This is a genomic window from Mycolicibacterium aromaticivorans JS19b1 = JCM 16368 (genome assembly GCF_000559085.1).
GTDB lineage: Bacteria > Actinomycetota > Actinomycetes > Mycobacteriales > Mycobacteriaceae > Mycobacterium > Mycobacterium aromaticivorans.
In genome coordinates this window covers 1,311,850-1,325,554 of sequence record NZ_JALN02000001.1, presented here as the reverse complement: position 1 = coordinate 1,325,554, position 13,705 = coordinate 1,311,850, and the positions used below count along the sequence as shown (strand labels likewise).

Below are 13,705 nucleotides of genomic sequence, written 5' to 3'. Positions count from 1 at the left end.
CCATACGCCGCCAGCGGACGCGTGGGCCTCATTTGGCCGGCTCGGTCGGCCTGGTGCTCAGAATTCTCAGCCACCGAACTGGATTGGCGGTAATCGGCCGTGATCCGGTATGTCGCTGGTGCTCAGTCCAATTCGACGGTCCAGTCCGATGGGGGGCGATCGTTTCCTTTCGCATGCAACTGTTACCAAAGTGATAGGCGAGCTCAATATGAATAGTGATCCGCCGCGGATTATTGTGACTTCGCTCACTCCCCGAGCGTCTTCAACCCGATGGAGCCACGATGTTCCGGTTGTGCTCGGCTGCAGTGGTGGCCCTCTCGGTTGTCTGGGGTGCGGTGCTGGCCGTGACGCCGCCCGCACGAGCGGCGGACAAGGCTTCGTTCGAAGCCGAGACGATGACCCTCTCGACGACCAGCGGTGCCAAAGTCGTCACAGACGCGGCGGCATCCGGCGGCACGGCGCTAGGGCTCACCGGAGCAGTGACGGTGTCGACGACCCTCGCGCTGCCGCAATCCATTCAAGTTGTCGTGCGCGCCAGGGGATTGCAGTGTTTCGGTGCTCCGGTCGCTGCGGTGCTCGTCGACGGCGCCGTGATCGCGCGCAGTCCGATCACGGCGAGCAAGTGGACCGATTACACGGCGACTGCCACTGTCGCGCCCGGCACGCACACTGTCGGCGTCAAATTCGCCAACCCGCAGTGGTTCTTCTGCGTCCGCGCGTTGTACATCGACACCGTCAGCATCGTCGCGACGGCAAGCACCCCGTCAGACGGACTGACCACTGCGCCGGTGGCCGACCTTCCCGGCTGGAAACACATCATGGCGGACAACTTCACCAAGGACGCCGCGCTGGGCAGCTGGGCCAACCCGTCGGACCCGGCCAAGATCGTCTACGTGGGCGCCGACGGCCAACAGTGGCTGACCTATCCGCAGACCTTCACCGACACCTACCAACACCGCCCGTACCGTGCCGACCAAGTGCTCAGCGTCAATAACGGAACCCTGGACTATTACCTGCACAACGTCGCAGGCCAACCCGCGGGGGCGAACCCGTCGCCGGTCTTGCCCAACGGAACTCAGTACCAGACGTATGGCCGCTACTCGGTCCGGCTCAAGGCCGACACGTCCACGCTGAGCGAATATCACATCGCGTTCCTGCTTTGGCCGCAGTCCGAGCTGTGGCCCGCCGACGGTGAAGAAGACTTCCCGGAGGGCGCGTTGTCGTCGACGTCGAATGCGTACGCCCACTACGCCCGCTCGGCAGGTGGTCAGGACGGCGTCAACACCGGCACGGCATTCACCGATTGGCACGTCTACACGATCGAGTGGTTGCCGGGCCATGTCCGGTTCTATCTGGACGACGCGCTGGTGATGGACAGCACCAAATACGTACCCAGCAAGCCCATGCGCTGGCAACTGCAGATCGAGACCGACGGGAACGGCACCAATAGCGGCCATGTGCTGGTCGACTGGGTTTCGATCTGGTCGTATGCGGGCAGTTGACGCGTGCGCGAGCGATACCAGCTAACGGTAGGCTGATTCAGTGCTGCAACGCGTCGAGAGTTCCCCGGCACGGCCGGGCAACCGCGCGCCACTGCCGCCGTGGATGCCCCCGACAGTCGTCATCTCCGGCATCCTGATCGCCGCCTCGCTGGGCGTCACCGTGCTGTCGGCCTTCGGTGTGGCCGGCGCGCTGCCGTCCGCGCTGCGTGCGGTGGTTGGGGTTGTGGCGGTGCTGCTCGTCCCGGGGCTCCCGATCGCGGCATTGTTGCGGCTGCCCACCAACGGGGTATTCGGCGCGGTCGTGGTGTCGCTGTCGCTGGCAGTCAATGTGCTTGTCGCGCAACTTAATTACGCAGGCAACCTGCATCAGCCGTACGCGGCGCAGTTCGTCGTGCTGGGTCTCGGCGCGGCCGCCACCGCGGTGCTCGGGCGGCAGTGGCATCGCTCACGCGAGACGGTGACAGTGCGGGACGCGCTGCTCTGGGTACGCCGCGCGGTCGCGCCGACCGGTGACCGCAGGCTCAGTGCCGTCCTGCTGGTGGCGGCGATCGCCTTGTTCTTCAGCGCCGTTCGACGACTGGACGTCTCGGCGGCGGGCAGCCTGGGATCGATCGGTGTGCTCGGGGTCGACTACTTCGCCGGCCTGGTGCTGCTGTGCGTGCTGCTGGTCATCGAATATCGCCGTGCCGTTCTCGACCGGATCGCAGTCGCCACCGCCAACGTCGTCCTCATCACCTACATCACCATGCCGGTCGCGTGGTCCATGGGCACGGCGCCGTTCGTGACGGCATACGTGCACCGGATGATCACCAACTGGCTGATCCAGTCCGGCGCGCTGCCGCCACCGGTTGATGCCCGGATCAGCTGGGCCGGTTTCTTCTCCGCCGCGGCCAATCTGATCACCACCACCGGCCTGCACGACAGCGTGATCCTTGTGGTCAGCGCCTCACTGGTGTTCGGCATCTGCCTAACGTTGCCGGTGTTCGCGATCGGCCTGTCCATCACCGGCAGCCGCCGGGCCGCCTGGCTGGGCGTCACCATGCTGATCCTGTTCAACTGGTATCAGCAGGACTACTTCGCGCCGCAGGCCGTCGCGATGCAGTTCTATGCCACCCTGCTGGCCGTATTGCTCTGGCAGCTGCGGACTTCCGCGGTGCCCGCGCTCGCGGGTGGACGGATCACCAGGATCGCGACGGCGTGGCGGCGGATACCGGGGCGGGTGGCAGGCCGGGACGCGCCTTGGACTTTGGCGGTCGAGGCCGTTCTGGTCGTCATCCTGGCCGCGATGGTCGTTGCGCACCAACTCACGCCGCTGGCTGCCATCGGCATGCTGATGATCATCTCGGCCGCCGGCCTGACCCGCTACAAGCTGCTCTGGCTGGCGGCCTTCCTGATCTTCATCGCCTGGTTTCGTTACGGTGCCGCCGCGTATTGGCAAGGGCACCTCGGCCAGGTCATCGCCGATATCGGCGGTGTTGACCAGAACCTCAATTCCAGTGTCTCCCAGAAGATCACGGGCGATCCGACGTACCGCCACATGCAGTTGCTCCGGATCGTATCGGCGCTGCTGCTGATGTCGATGGCGGCCGTCGGCTGGCTTCGGCTCCGGCGCTTGCCCCGCAGCAGGCCGTGGTTGGTCGCGGCGCTGGCGTTTTCGCCGTTCGTTCTGGTGGTGCTGCAGAGCTACGGCGGCGAGGTGGCGATCCGCGCGTTTCTCTATGCTTCGCCGGTGCTTTCGCCGCTCGTGGCGCTGTGCCTGCTGCCGCTGATGCGGCCGCGTACCGACCGGCGTGTCGTCCGCCGGCTGACCGCGGTGGCGGCGGGCTGCGCGCTGCTGCTCACCGGTCTGCTGGTGACCGCGAACCGTGGGCTCAACATCTCCTTCGAGCGAACGACACCGCACGAGTTGGCAATTGGCAACGAGCTCGTCGCGAAGATCGGCGATGCCGGACTGGGCTACTGGGGACAGGGTGCGCTGTATGGAGTGCCGCGGACCTTCGACCTCGAGGACACCTGCTTCTCCTCGGCCGAGGCGCTGGCCGACTGCACGGCGCGGCCCGAAGTCGAGTATTTCTCGGACAGTGCCCAGGACGAGAACTTCATCCGGTTGAGCGCCGGGGTGAGTGAGGCCACCCTGCGGCGCGCAGTGCAGATCCTGCAAACCGAGAAGGGCTATCAGGTGGTGTACGACTCCGGGGGAGTCCTGGTGCTCAAACGGCCCGACGCGCCGGCCATCAGCCTGGGAGGATCCCGATGATCGCGATCGCGTTGTTCGTCGTCGCAGGCCTGCTGTACGTGGCGGCGTGCTACCGGCGAGAACGGGCCGTGCCCGGTGACGGAACGCGCCGTCCCGACCGCACGACCGCCATCCTGATGGCGGAGGCGGTGTGCGTGGCCGTCGCCGCAATCGCGGTCGCCACTGTCGATATGGTGACGTTTGTCTCGTAAGGGGAGGTTCATCGGCACGTGGTGGAGCAAGGGCGGTCCGGCAGGGCGACGGTGACCTGCGCCAACGGCCATGGCAACCCCGACGGACAGTATTTCTGCGGTGAGTGCGGCGACCGGCTGGAGACAGCGGCGGTCATCTGCCTGGCCGGGCACGCCAACCCCGGCACTCGGCGGTTCTGCGGTGATTGCGGCGCGCCGCTGGTCGCACCGCCTGGCGTCGAGCCTGCGACGTCGACGGCCCGCTGGTCAGTCGATCCCACCGGCCGGCACCAATGCCGGTACTGGGACGGCGTGCGCTGGACCCGGCACGTCGCCGACGGCGGAACCCTCGGGGTGGACCGCGGCTCCAGGCGGACCGAGTCCTGGGTTGCGCTCGTCGCCGGGCTCATCACGGTGGCATTGCTGGCCGGTGCCGGCGCCGACATCTGGGTTCAGTTGTCGCGCGACGCAACCACACCGTCCACCGCAACAACGTCATCCGCAGCAACCACGTCGTCGGTCGCCCCGGCACCGCCCGCGCCGGGGCCCGCCGCGGTCGCAAGCCCCTGCCGGCCCGACAGCGGCGGCGGCGTGGCCGCCGACGGTTCACCCACCTACTGTGAGCGCCTCGCCGGCACCGACACCTACCTGTGGTCGCTGTCGCCGGGCGACATCCCGATGCCCGATGTCGGGCAGGGTGGCGACCCGGCCGTGGGGGTCTGCATGGCCCAAACCGGCCGCACCGAAGCCGGCTGCGTCGAATATCTCCAACCTGCCCAGTGACCGGGCCGACTGGGTAATCTTCGCCGCGTGGGATATCCCGAGAACGTGCTGGCCGCGAACGAGCAGGTCGTGCTGCACCGTCACCCGCACTGGAAGCGGCTGGTCGGCCCCATCCTGGTTCTGCTGATCGCCACGATCCTGGCGGCCTTCGTGGCCGCGCTGGTGAACAACACCAACTGGGACCCCACCGCGAAGAAAGTGCTTTCCGGGGTGATCGCCGCTATCTGGGTGATCCTGGTCGGCTGGCTGACGTTGTGGAAGTTCTTTAATTGGCTCACAACGCATTTCGTGATCACGGACCGCCGGGTGATGTTCCGTCACGGGCTGCTGACCCGGTCGGGTATCGACATCCCGCTGGCGCGGATCAACAGTGTGGAATTCCGCCACGGTCTGCTCGACCGGATGTTGCGCACCGGCACGCTGATCATCGAGTCGGCGAGTCAAGATCCCCTGGAGTTCGACGATATTCCCCGCGTCGAGCGGGTGCATTCACTGCTGTATCACGAAGTCTTCGACACTTTGGGCTCTGAAGAGTCGCCCAGCTGACGCTCCTGATTTCTGGCGCGCCTGCGTCGCAGCGGCGTGACGGTGGCGCCCGCTTCGTACTCGTCCTCCATCGCCTCGGCGAAACCGCCGCCGGTGAGGGTGGATTCCAGTCCCTTGTCGTGGCTGGGGCCGAACTCGTCGGGGAAGACCCAGCGTCGGAACGCCCAGAACCGGAACGCCATCTGCAGCAGGTTGCCCAGCACGTAGGCGGAGACGAAGTCCGCGATGTTCTCGTTGGTCAGTGAGACGTGCGGCACCCGCAGCTCCAGCACGTAACTGGAGAACCACAACGGGGCCATGCTCAGCAGCACGCCGACGCCGCTGACCCCGAAAAACAGCAACGCCTCGTGGTGACGCTCCCGGCCGCCGCGGTGGCGGAAGCTCCACTCGCGGTTCAGTACGTACGAGGCGATCACCGCGACGATGCCCGCGATCACCTTGGCGGTGACCGGCTTGGGCTCGAGGATCGTGAGCTTCAGCGTGTAGAAGATCGCGGAGTCGATGATGAACGTCGTTGCGCCGACGATCGCGAACTTGATCAGCTCGTGATGCCGCTCGGCGAAGGGCCGGATCGGTCGGGGCAGCCGAGCGATGGTGGCATCAGCAAAAGACACAAGGATCAAGTCTACGGAAGTCACCGCAGGTGTGCGTACTCGCGCAGGTCTGACACCATGATGGCCGTGTCGAAGCGTCCCACACCCCCTGTCGTCGCCATGGTCGGCGGCGGGCAGCTGGCCAGGATGACCCACCAGGCGGCGATCGCCCTCGGACAGAGTCTGCGGGTCCTGGCGGTCAGTCCCGACGACCCCGCCGCTCAGGTGACCCCCGACGTCGTCATCGGTGCCCACACCGACCTCGAGGCGCTGCGTCGCGCGGCCGCAGGTGCGTCGGCGCTGACGTTCGACCACGAGCACGTGCCCACCGAGCTGCTGGACACGCTGGTCGCCGAGGGTGTCACCGTGGCGCCGCCGCCCGAAGCCCTGGTGCACGCCCAGGACAAGCTGGTGATGCGGCGCAAGCTGGCGGATCTGGGCGCACCAATCCCGCGATTCACCGCAGTCTCTGGTGTCGACGACGTCGACGCGTTCGCCGCTGCCGTGGGCGGTCCGGTGGTGATCAAGACCGTGCGCGGGGGTTACGACGGCCGCGGCGTGGTGTTGGCCCGTGATCGTGCCCACGCCCGGGAGGCGGTCGCGGGATACCTGGCCGACGGCGTTCCGGTGCTGCTCGAGGAGCGCGTGTCGATGCGTCGCGAGCTCGCGGCGCTGGTGGCGCGCTCCCCGTTCGGTCAGGGTGCGGCGTGGCCGATCGTGGAAACCGTGCAGCGTGACGGCATCTGCGTCACGGTCGTCGCACCCGCGCCGGGGTTGTCCGAGGACCTGGCCGCCGAAGCCGAGCAGCTGGGTCTGCGGCTGGCCGGTGAGCTGGGCGTGGTCGGGGTGCTGGCCGTCGAATTGTTCGAGACGACCGATGGCACGCTGCTGGTCAACGAGCTCGCGATGCGGCCGCACAACTCCGGGCACTGGACCATGGACGGGGCGGTGACCAGCCAGTTCGAACAGCACGTCCGGGCGGTCCTGGACTATCCGCTTGGCGACACCCGGCCGATCGCGCCGGTGACGGTGATGGCCAACGTGTTGGGCGCGCCGGCGGCTCCGGCGATGAGCGTCGACGAGCGGCTGCACCACTTGTTCGGCCGGATTCCGGAGGCGAAGGTCCACCTCTACGGCAAGGCTGAACGGCCTGGTCGCAAGGTGGGTCACGTCAACATCGTCGGAGTGGCGCCTGGTGACGTGGACCGGGTACGGGAACGCGCGGAACGGGCGGCACACTGGTTGTCACACGCGGAGTGGACGGATGGATGGGACGGGCACAGCGCCAATGACTGACAAACCGGCGGTCGGGCTGATCATGGGTTCGGACAGCGACTGGCCCGTCATGGAGGCGGCCGCCGAGGCGCTGGCCGAGTTCGAGGTGCCGTTCGAGGTCGGTGTCGTTTCGGCGCACCGCACCCCGGGACGCATGCTGGACTACGCGCGCGGCGCGGCGGCCCGCGACATCAAAGTGATCATCGCCGGCGCCGGTGGGGCGGCTCACCTACCCGGGATGGTGGCCTCCGCCACCGCGCTGCCGGTGATCGGCGTGCCGGTACCGCTGGCCAAGCTCGACGGCCTGGATTCGCTGCTGTCGATCGTGCAGATGCCGGCGGGCGTGCCGGTGGCCACTGTGTCGATCGGCGGCGCCCGCAATGCCGGGCTGCTGGCGGTACGTATTCTGGCGGCGTCGGATGCGGCGCTGCGCAAGCGGATGGAGAGCTTTCAGGACGACCTGGAGGCCATGGTTCTGGAGAAGGACAAGGCTTTGCGGGAGCGATTACTCGGCGAGTGAGGTCCCGAGTTAAAGTTACCGGCGAGTAGCAAGGAGGCTGTGATGGCTGGGAACCCCGATTTCGACGTATTCAAGTTGCCCGAGGAGCATGACGAGCTGCGGACCGCGATCCGCGCGCTGGCGGAGAAAGAGATCGCGCCGTACGCGGCCGAGTGCGATGAGAACTCGCGCTTCCCGCAGGAGGCGCTGGATGCGCTGAACGCATCGGGATTCAACGCGGTCCACGTGCCCGAGGAGTACGGCGGCCAGGGAGCGGACTCGGTGGCGGCGTGCATCGTCATCGAAGAGGTCGCCCGGGTCGACGCATCGGCGTCGCTCATTCCCGCCGTCAACAAGCTGGGCACGATGGGTCTGATCCTGCGTGGGTCAGAGGAGCTCAAGAAGAAGGTGCTGCCGTCGATCGCCTCGGGCGAGGCGATGGCCTCCTACGCCCTCTCCGAGCGCGAGGCCGGCAGCGACGCGGCGTCGATGCGCACCCGGGCCAAGGCTGACGGTGACGACTGGATCCTCAACGGCGCCAAGGCGTGGATCACCAACGGCGGCAAGTCATCCTGGTACACCGTGATGGCGGTGACCGACCCCGACAAGGGTGCCAACGGTATCTCGGCGTTCATGGTGCACGTCGACGACGAGGGCTTCACGATCGGGCCCAAGGAGCGCAAGCTCGGCATCAAGGGCTCGCCGACCACCGAGCTGTACTTCGAGAACTGCCGTATCCCGGGCGACCGGATGGTCGGCGAGCCGGGCACCGGCTTCAAGACCGCGCTCGCCACCCTTGACCACACCCGCCCGACGATCGGTGCGCAGGCGGTCGGAATCGCGCAGGGCGCGCTGGACGCCGCGATCGCATACACCAAGGACCGCAAGCAGTTCGGTACCTCGATCTCCGATTTCCAGGGCGTGCAGTTCATGTTGGCCGACATGGCGATGAAGGTCGAAGCGGCCAGGCTGATGGTGTATTCCGCTGCTGCCCGCGCCGAGCGCGGTGAACCCAACCTCGGGTTCATCTCGGCAGCGTCGAAGTGCTTCGCCTCCGACGTCGCCATGGAGGTGACCACCGATGCTGTCCAGCTCTTCGGCGGTGCCGGTTACACCGTGGACTTCCCGGTCGAGCGAATGATGCGTGACGCCAAGATCACTCAGATCTATGAGGGCACCAACCAGATTCAGCGGGTTGTGATGTCGCGGGCGCTGCTGCGCTGATCTAGCCGGCGGGTCGCAGATGGGTGATGTCGCCCGCCGACACCGTCATCACCTCGGCGCCGGTGTCGATGCGAAGCCGGCCGAGTGAGTCGACATCAACTGCGGTGCCGGTGATTTCACGGTCACCGGGCATGATGGCCCGCACTTGGCTACCCAGGGTGCTGCTATGCCGCCGGTAATCCTCGACGAGGGTCGGGTCGGGTCCTGGTGTGGTTTGCCACTTTTCGATGCGGGCGGTCAGCTCTCGCAGGATTGCCGCCGTCAGCGCGTCGCGGTCGAGCTGGGCGGCGCCCAATATCTGCAGTGAGGTGGCCCGGGGGTCGGGTGCCTCGTCGGGGGTCAGCGTGACGTTGAGCCCCAGACCCACCACGATGACCGGATCGGGTGCGGCCACCTCGGCCAGGATGCCGGCGAGCTTGCCGGACCCCACCAGGACGTCATTGGGCCACTTCACGGCAGCCTCGATACCGGTGGTCGCCCTGACCGCGTCGACGAGTGCGACCCCGGTGAGCAACGGCAGCCAGCCCCAGCTCTCCGGCGGGACACCATCGGCGCCGACGCCGATCGACAGGGCGATCTGGGAGCGAGGCGGCGCCGACCAGCTGCGGCCATTACGGCCACGGCCGGCGCTCTGGTGCTCGGCGAGCAGCACGGCGCCTCGGATGTCCTCGCCCGAGGCGTGCCGGGCCAGCAGGTCGGCGTTGGTGGAGCCGGTGGTTTCCACGATGTCGACGCGGCGTACCGGAAGTGCGGACAGGGACGCGAGATTCAACGGGACGCGGCTCACCCCCGTGAGCCTAGTGGGCCAGATCCTTGGTGACCTTCTCGGTCGTCCGGCGCCGCTGCAGCGCTGCCGCATCGGGGTTGGCCACCTGGACCAGTGACGCGCCCGCAACGAACACCGCGAGCAGGTTGGCGATGACGTCGTCCGCGGAGGACCACGGCAATGACGACATCACCCTGTCACCTGCCGTCAGAGCGGCCTCGGCGGCGGAATCGGAAGCGGCAGAGAGCACTTCGTCGACTGATCTGCCGTCCAGGGCTGGACCTGGCCGCGGCTCCGCGGAAAATTGGTCGCCGTGCACTCGCACCGCCGTCGCGTAATCGGTGACGCCGATCGGAAGATCGGGCGCCGGCTTGCCGAACGGATCCAGCGACAGCACCGCGACCTCGCCACCGGCGACCGCGTCGTCGGCCTCGTCCAGCCGGTCAGAGGTGCACAGCGCGAGATCTGCCGCTCCGGACAGCACGACCTCGGCACCGATCCACCACACGCCCAGCAGCACCGCCGCGGTCTGCCAGTGCGCGGGCAACAGCACGGCAATCCGGGTGCCCGGGCCTGCGCCGAGTTCGTCGCGCAACAGGTTGGCGGTCTTGGCCGCCCAGTTGGCCAGCGTCACGGTCGAGCACTCGATGCGCTCACCGGTCGCGTCGTCGTAGTAGGTGATCCGCGGACCCATCGGGTCGGCCCGCAGCAGCGGATCCAGAACGGCAGCAGTCAGATTGGCCATCAGTTGACGCACTTGGGGTCATCGGACCCCGCGGTGATGATGGGCGACGGCGGGGGAGCCACACCGTCACCGGCCTGACCGGCCGCCTGGCTGACGGCTGCCGACTTCGGCAGCGAACCCTCCAGGCCCGAGCCCGGTCCGGTGTAATCGCTGGACAGCACCACCCGCACCGTTCCCGCCGGAATTGCACTGTCGGCCACCACCGGCAGACCGCCCAGCTCCTTGGCGACCGCCTGCGCGCCCAGGTCATCCTCCTTGGCCGCCTGCACCTGGCTTCGCGTCACATGGTCCTTGTCGTTGTTGCCGATGTCGCCCGCCCCAAAGCCCTTGCCGGTGAGCACTTCTGACACGGCACCGGCAAGTCCGTTGATGTCGGTGTCGTTGACCACGTCGGCCTTGGTCTGCTCGGGGGAGTAGGCGATCTTCTCGGTCTTGCCCTCGGCCTGATCGTGCAGCAGGCCGGCCACCCATTCCTGCACCTGGGACGGATCGACTCGGACCACGGACTGCATGCCGTCGTCGCTCCAGCCGGCTTCGTCGAGCACGGGGATGGTCGCGAACGCCACGTTGCCGCCCGCGAGGTTCTCCAACTGCTTGACGAAATCCATGATGTCCCAGCCCGATGAGAGCACCACCGAACGCTGGATGGCGTCCTGCAGCTTGTTCAGAGTCGATGGGCTGGTCAGCGTCTTTCCGGAAATCACCTGGTGCGCAAGGGATGCCATCACAACCTGTTGGCGCACCACGCGGTCGAGGTCACCGCGGGGGAGGTCGTGACGCTGCCGGACGAAACTCAGTGCCTGCGGTCCGTTGAGTTTCTGCCAGCCGGCCGGGAAGTCGGCACCGGAGAGTGGTTCGTAGACGGCATCTTTCAGGCACACATTGACACCGCCGAGCGCATCGGTGATCAGTGAGAAACCAAGTAGGCCGATCTCGGCATAGTGGTCGACGGTGACCCCGGTCAGGTCGGCGACGGTCTTGATGAGCGCTTCGCGGCCGGCTTCGACGGCCTTGGGTTCGGCCTCGGCCGGATCCAAGCCCTGCTGCTCGACCAACTGCTTCATCTTCTCGAGCTTCACCTGGCCGTAGACGCCGTTGATTTTCGTCTTGTCCAGTCCTGGCGCCTTGACATAGGAGTCGCGGGGGATCGAGATCGCCGTCGCCGACTTCCCGTTGTTGGGGATGCGGACCAGGATGATCGTGTCGGTGTTCGTCGACACGTCGTCGCCGGCGTGCAACGTCGCGAGCTCGTCTGCGGACAGCGGGTTGCCGTGAGCATCGGTGCGGCTGTCCATCCCGACCAGCAAGATGTCGATCGCGCCGTCCTGCCCGCCTCCGCCCAGGGCCGAGGTGCTGATGTGGAAGATGCCGTTCTCGAACGAACGGATCTTGCCCCACGCGACACCGGTGCTGACCATCACGGTCACGGCGATCAACGCGAGCACAGTCCGGGTCACCCGCTGGGCGCCCGTCCGTGCTTCGGTGTCAGCAGGCATCAGCCCAGGCTACTGGCGAGACGGGCGCATACCGGGTAGCGCAAACCGGCGTGCCAGACTCGTAATTGTGGTGGCGAGGATCGTGATTACAGGTGCCGGCGGCCAAGTGGGGACGTTTCTCGCAGGTGAGGCGGCCCGTCGGGGCATCGAGGCCAGCGCATTGACGCATCAAGAGTGTGATATCACCGACCCCGCCGCAGTCGAGCGGTTCATCGCCGCATCGGACCTGGTGGTGAACTGCGCGGCCATTGCCAATGTGGACGCCGCCGAAGCCGACCGGGACACCGCCTACGCCGTCAACGCCACCGGGGCGCAGAACGTCGCGCACGCCTGCGCCCGCGTCGGCGCGCCACTGGTGCACATCTCTACCGACTACGTCTTTTCCGGCGAGCCTGTCGACGGTCGGCAGCGCCACCCCTATGACGTCGGCGACGAGGCCGCGCCGCTGGGTGTCTACGGACGCACCAAGCTCGCCGGTGAAGTGGCCGTACTGGCCGCGATGCCCGACGCCCACATCGTGCGCACCTCGTGGGTGTACACCGGCGCAGCGGGCACCGACTTCGTGGCGGTGATGCGTCGGCGGGCAGGCACCGGCGAGACCGCCGACGCGGTCGACGACCAGATCGGGTCACCGACCTACGTCAAAGACCTCGCCGATGCGATATTCGAGATCGGTGAGGGGCGCATTCGGGAGCCGATCCTGCACGTCGCCAACGAGGGCGCGTGCACGCGCCTGGAGCTGGCACGGGCGGTGTTCACCGAACTCGGTGCCGACCCGCAGCGGATCCGGCCGGTCAGCACGGCGCAAGCGGGCCGCCCTGCGCCGCGACCGGCGTATTCAGCACTGTCGATGGAGCTCTCGGTGCGGGCTGGGCTCACCCCGCCGAGGCCGTGGCGCGAGGCGCTGGCCGAGGCGCTTGCCGAACCCGTCTCCGGCGGACAGTTACCCTCTACGCCGTGACGTCGAGCCGCCCCCTGACCGTGGTGACGGTGACCTACTCCCCGGGCTCACATCTGGATCGCTTCCTGTCCTCCTTGACGGTGGCCACCGACCGTCCGGTGACGGTGGTGCTCGCCGACAACGGTTCCACCGACGGGACACCGGAGGAGGCGGTGGAGCGCTATCCCGGCACCCGCCTGGTGCGCACGGGCGGAAACCTCGGCTACGGCAGCGCCGCCAACCGCGGTGTGGCGACGGTTCCCGCCGACGACGAGTTCGTGATCGTCGCCAACCCCGACGTGGTGTGGGGACCCAACAGCATCGACGAGCTGCTCGCCGCCGCCGACCGATGGCCCCGAGCCGCGACGCTGGGGCCGTTGATCCGCGACCCTGACGGTTCGGTTTACCCGTCGGCGCGCCACCTGCCGAGCCTGGTGCGCGGCGGCATGCATGCGGTGGTCGGCTTCGTCTGGAAAACCAACCCATGGACCAGGGCCTATCGCCAGGAATACCTGGAGCCCACCGAGCGGCCGGTGGGCTGGCTGTCGGGATCGTGCCTTCTGATCCGGCGTGCGGCATTCGACCAGGTCGGCGGGTTCGACGAGCGCTACTTCATGTACATGGAAGACGTCGACCTCGGTGACCGGCTGGGCCGGGCCGGCTGGCTCAACGTCTACGTCCCGTCGTCGGAGATCCTGCACGCCAAGGGCCACTCGACCGGCCGGGACCCCGCCAGCAATCTGCGGGCACATCACGAAAGCACCTACATTTATTTGTCCGATCGGCATTTTGGCTGGTGGCGTGCGCCGTTGCGATGGACTATGAAGGGCGCGCTGAAGGTTAGGTCACGCGCGGCGGTACGCAAATCCCGTCGCGAGCTGGCGAGAAGCAGGGGGACCCGGTGAGTGG

14 protein-coding genes are annotated in these 13,705 nt (G+C 67.3%); 10 read left to right on the top strand and 4 right to left on the bottom strand.

Features of this window, described 5'->3' with window-relative positions; genetic code table 11:
• Window positions 1–281: 281 nt before the first annotated feature.
• The 5 genes from Y900_RS30185 to Y900_RS06420 are packed head-to-tail and all read left to right on the top strand — an operon-like array spanning window position 282 to window position 5,258.
• Window positions 282–1,502 carry a carbohydrate-binding domain-containing protein gene (locus Y900_RS30185; protein ID WP_051659921.1) on the top strand — a complete coding sequence of 407 codons (1,221 nt, stop codon included), beginning with the start codon at window positions 282–284 and terminating at the stop codon, window positions 1,500–1,502.
• Between the two features lie 40 nt (window positions 1,503–1,542).
• Window positions 1,543–3,759: a hypothetical protein gene (locus Y900_RS06435; protein ID WP_051659920.1), complete on the top strand. Its 2,217-nt coding sequence runs from the start codon at window positions 1,543–1,545 to the stop codon at window positions 3,757–3,759.
• Window positions 3,756–3,950: a hypothetical protein gene (locus Y900_RS06430; protein ID WP_036340316.1), complete on the top strand. Its 195-nt coding sequence runs from the start codon at window positions 3,756–3,758 to the stop codon at window positions 3,948–3,950. Before Y900_RS06435 ends, Y900_RS06430 begins: the two co-directional genes overlap by 4 nt.
• Before the next feature lie 18 nt (window positions 3,951–3,968).
• Window positions 3,969–4,712: a DUF2510 domain-containing protein gene (locus tag Y900_RS06425; RefSeq protein ID WP_036340312.1), complete on the top strand. Its 744-nt coding sequence runs from the start codon at window positions 3,969–3,971 to the stop codon at window positions 4,710–4,712.
• Between the two features lie 27 nt (window positions 4,713–4,739).
• Window positions 4,740–5,258: a PH domain-containing protein gene (locus Y900_RS06420; protein ID WP_036340309.1), complete on the top strand. Its 519-nt coding sequence runs from the start codon at window positions 4,740–4,742 to the stop codon at window positions 5,256–5,258.
• On the opposite strand, the gene Y900_RS06415 is transcribed toward Y900_RS06420, so the two are convergent.
• Window positions 5,213–5,872 carry a GtrA family protein gene (locus tag Y900_RS06415; protein ID WP_036340307.1) on the bottom strand — a complete coding sequence of 220 codons (660 nt, stop codon included), beginning with the start codon at window positions 5,870–5,872 and terminating at the stop codon, window positions 5,213–5,215. The genes Y900_RS06420 and Y900_RS06415 overlap by 46 nt on opposite strands.
• A gap of 99 nt (window positions 5,873–5,971) precedes the next feature.
• On the opposite strand from Y900_RS06415, the gene Y900_RS06410 reads away from it, so the two are divergent.
• The 3 genes from Y900_RS06410 to Y900_RS06400 are packed head-to-tail and all read left to right on the top strand — an operon-like array spanning window position 5,972 to window position 8,849.
• On the top strand, window positions 5,972–7,147 hold the full coding sequence (locus Y900_RS06410) for a 5-(carboxyamino)imidazole ribonucleotide synthase (RefSeq protein ID WP_036346017.1): 1,176 nt from the start codon (window positions 5,972–5,974) through the stop codon (window positions 7,145–7,147).
• The gene (purE, locus tag Y900_RS06405) at window positions 7,140–7,646 is read left to right on the top strand and encodes a 5-(carboxyamino)imidazole ribonucleotide mutase (RefSeq protein ID WP_036340306.1); all 507 of its coding nucleotides are present in this window, start codon (window positions 7,140–7,142) and stop codon (window positions 7,644–7,646) included. Before Y900_RS06410 ends, purE begins: the two co-directional genes overlap by 8 nt.
• A 42-nt stretch (window positions 7,647–7,688) precedes the next feature.
• Window positions 7,689–8,849 (top strand): acyl-CoA dehydrogenase, encoded by a 1,161-nt coding sequence (locus tag Y900_RS06400; RefSeq protein ID WP_036340304.1) that lies wholly within the window; start codon window positions 7,689–7,691, stop codon window positions 8,847–8,849.
• Window position 8,850: 1 nt separating this feature from the next.
• On the opposite strand, the gene Y900_RS06395 is transcribed toward Y900_RS06400, so the two are convergent.
• Genes Y900_RS06395 through Y900_RS06385 form a run of 3 tightly spaced genes read right to left on the bottom strand, consistent with a single transcriptional unit; the run spans window position 8,851 to window position 11,778 of the window.
• The gene (locus Y900_RS06395) at window positions 8,851–9,636 is read right to left on the bottom strand and encodes a biotin--[acetyl-CoA-carboxylase] ligase (RefSeq protein WP_036340301.1); all 786 of its coding nucleotides are present in this window, start codon (window positions 9,634–9,636) and stop codon (window positions 8,851–8,853) included.
• 10 nt (window positions 9,637–9,646) lie between these two features.
• On the bottom strand, window positions 9,647–10,360 hold the full coding sequence (locus Y900_RS06390) for a TIGR03089 family protein (RefSeq protein WP_036340298.1): 714 nt from the start codon (window positions 10,358–10,360) through the stop codon (window positions 9,647–9,649).
• The gene (locus Y900_RS06385) at window positions 10,360–11,778 is read right to left on the bottom strand and encodes an LCP family protein (protein WP_051660329.1); all 1,419 of its coding nucleotides are present in this window, start codon (window positions 11,776–11,778) and stop codon (window positions 10,360–10,362) included. Before Y900_RS06385 ends, Y900_RS06390 begins: the two co-directional genes overlap by 1 nt.
• A gap of 145 nt (window positions 11,779–11,923) precedes the next feature.
• Between Y900_RS06385 and rfbD the strand changes: the two genes are divergently transcribed.
• The gene (rfbD, locus tag Y900_RS06380; RefSeq protein ID WP_036340293.1) at window positions 11,924–12,817 is read left to right on the top strand and encodes a dTDP-4-dehydrorhamnose reductase; all 894 of its coding nucleotides are present in this window, start codon (window positions 11,924–11,926) and stop codon (window positions 12,815–12,817) included.
• Window positions 12,814–13,701 (top strand): glycosyltransferase family 2 protein, encoded by an 888-nt coding sequence (locus Y900_RS06375; protein ID WP_237752516.1) that lies wholly within the window; start codon window positions 12,814–12,816, stop codon window positions 13,699–13,701. Before rfbD ends, Y900_RS06375 begins: the two co-directional genes overlap by 4 nt.
• The last annotated feature ends 4 nt before the right edge of the window (window positions 13,702–13,705 follow it).